The following is a 2,742-nucleotide window of genomic DNA, read 5'->3' as shown; positions in this document are numbered from 1 at the left end:
CGATCATCGTGGTGGCCGCAGCCAGGTGCCGCCAGGTAACCGGCCTCTGGTGGACCTTGGTAACCGGCCCTTGGTGGACCTTGCGAAGAACCGAGAGCACCGCACCTCCGGAGGCACAACGGGTATGCCAACACCCACCGCATCGAGCCCCCTCGGGGCTATTTTAGGCGCTATCCAGCCGATATCGTCTGATACGGGCAGTGATTGCCGATACGGGTAATGATCCAGATGGCGTTCCGCGGGGCGGAGGACGGCGGGCTCCTGCGCCGTCACGACCGGGGACCCGCGCCGTCGCGAAGTGACGGTGCGGGTGGTGACGGTGCGGGTGGTGACAGACAGGGAATGATCGTTATCGTCGCTGGCGCCCGTCCCCGAATGCCGTGATACTCCTCATAAGTATGTGACGGCCCGCATGTGATTCCCGACGGTTGGTACGGAAGTGGTATGGGTCGGCCACGATACGGCGAGAGGGGAAGCGGACACGATGGGCAGGATCGCGCAGACCGACGGTCTGACCGACGTCCAGGCCGACATTTTGTCGGCTGTGCGTATATTCGTCGACAAGGAGATTCTGCCGTACGCCACGGAACTCGAACACAAGGACGAGTTCCCCGAGGCGATCGTCGAGGCCATGAAGGAGATGGGGCTGTTCGGGATCACCATTCCCGAGGAGTACGGCGGGCTCGGTGAATCACTGCTCACCTACGCCCTGGTCGTCGAGGAGATCGCCCGTGGCTGGATGAGCGTGTCGGGTGTAATCAACACACATTTCATAGTCGCCTACCTCATCATTCAGCACGGCACGCCGGAACAGAAGCAGCGACTCCTGCCGAAAATGGCGACCGGGGAGGTCCGCGGTGCTTTCTCGATGAGCGAGCCCGGCTGCGGTTCGGACGTGTCCGCGATCACCACCCGGGCCACTCCCGACGGTGACGACTACCTCGTCAACGGCCAGAAGATGTGGCTGACGAACGGTGCCCGTGCCGGCCTCGTCGCGACTCTCGTGAAGACCGACGAGGGGGCCGACTCCGTCTACCGGAACATGACGACGTTCCTGCTGGAAAAAGAACCCGGGTTCGGCACCCACGGCGGCATCACAATCCCCGGGAAGATCGACAAACTCGGCTACAAGGGGGTCGAGACCACCGAGATGGTGCTCGACAACCACCGGGTACCGGCATCGTCGATCCTCGGCGGCACGGACGGCCGCGGTAAGGGCTTCTACCAGATGATGGACGGTGTGGAGGTCGGCCGGGTCAATGTCGCGGCCCGCGCCTGCGGCATCATGATCCGGGCATTCGAGCTGGCCATCGCCTACGCCCAACAGCGCCGGACCTTCGGTAAGCAGATCGTCGACCACCAGGCAATCGCCTTCAAGCTGGCGGAGATGGCGACCAAGGTCGAGGCCGGCCACCTGATGATGGTGAACGCGGCCCGCAAGAAGGACAGCGGCCAGCGCAACGACGTCGAGGCCGGAATGGCCAAGTATCTTGCCAGCGAGTACTGCTACGAGGTGACGACCGATTCTTTCCGCATCCACGGTGGATACGGCTACTCGAAGGAATACGAGATCGAGCGGCTTTTCCGCGAGGCGCCGTTCATGCTCATCGGCGAGGGCACGTCCGAGGTGCAGAAGCGCATTATCAGCCGTGCGCTGCTGCGGGACTACAAACTGTCGTAAGCCGCACGTCAACACCGGCGGATGACTTCAACACCGGCAGACGGCCGAACACCGGCAGACGGCCAAATGCCGGCGGATGTCGGGTGATGACCGGGAGCGGTTCCGGTCGTCACCCGACATCCAGCCCGGACCACCGGGCCGCCGGCCTACAGGTACTGCTTGGACGGGCCGACCATCGCGCGTACGGTTTTGCCGTCGTGAAACTCACCGATGGCGGTCATCGTCCAGTTCGGACCGCCGTGCTGACGAGCCACCTTGCACATGACGAGCCCGGTCTGCGGCTTCGATTCGGACAGGTCGAACCGGACGAGTTCGGCGCCGGTGAAGTCGTCGATCAACCGGCAGAAGGCGTTGCGGACCTCGGTGAACTGCTGACCCTGGAAGCTGTTCACCGTGAAGACCAGGGTTTCGACGTTCGGCGGGAGCGCGGAAAGATCGACGAAGATGGTCTCGTCGTCGCCCTCACCGGCACCGGTGAGGTTGTCGCCGGAATGGCGAACCGCGCCGCGGGCGCCCTTCTTGGACATGAACCACACCTTGTCCACGTCCTTACCCCGGTTGTCGAACAGGATGCAGGAGGCGTCCAGGTCGATCTGGCGCCCGCTGTATGCCGGATCCCAGCCGAGGCCCATCCGCACCCGGGTCAGGGGCGGAGCACCGCTCTTGACCAGCGAGACGCTCTGGCCCTTGCGCAGGGAAACCCGGCCCTTGTCCAGGTTCACGGGCGCGCCGCCCCCGCCGGTAACCGGTGGGGGCGGCGGAGCACCCCAACCCTGCGGGGCCGGAGGCTGGCCGGCTCCCCAACCGCTCTGCGGGGGCGGCGGAGCCTGCTGTTGGCCCTGCGGCGTACCCCAGTACTGTTGCTGCCCGCCGGGCTGCGCCGGTGCAGGCTGCCCCCACGGCTGGGTCGGCTGGGGTGGCTGAGCCGGTGGTGGTGGGGGTGCGCCCCAACCTCCGCCCGCCCCGGCGGGTTGTGCGGGCTGCCCCGACGGCGTCCCCCACTGGGGCTGACCTCCCGATCCGGCCGGCGGCGCACCCCGCTGGGACCCTCCCCCCGAGGG

The 2,742-nt window shown here is 65.9% G+C and carries 2 protein-coding genes; one reads left to right on the top strand and one right to left on the bottom strand.

What is annotated here, in order from left to right; translation table 11 throughout:
- Positions 1 to 484: 484 nt before the first annotated feature.
- Entirely contained in the window at positions 485 to 1,681 is a 1,197-nt protein-coding gene (locus tag DD1DGNOD_RS04945) for an acyl-CoA dehydrogenase family protein (protein WP_131769558.1), read from the top strand.
- 146 nt (positions 1,682 to 1,827) lie between these two features.
- Here DD1DGNOD_RS04945 and DD1DGNOD_RS28790 read toward each other — a convergent pair.
- A partial coding sequence (locus DD1DGNOD_RS28790) for a TerD family protein (RefSeq protein WP_131769557.1) occupies positions 1,828 to 2,742 on the bottom strand: 915 nt, incomplete at its 5' end.

This window comes from Candidatus Protofrankia californiensis (assembly GCF_900634765.1).
Classification (GTDB): Bacteria; Actinomycetota; Actinomycetes; order Frankiales; family Frankiaceae; genus Protofrankia; species Protofrankia californiensis.
Note: the sequence above shows the minus strand (reverse complement) of the source record. Positions and strands in the feature narration are given on the sequence as shown.

What these genes read in the sequence shown, in the direction of transcription:
- DD1DGNOD_RS04945 (WP_131769558.1), top strand. Translation starts at nt 485, where the DNA reads ATGGGCAGGATCGCGCAGACCGACGGTCTGACCGACGTCCAGGCCGAC.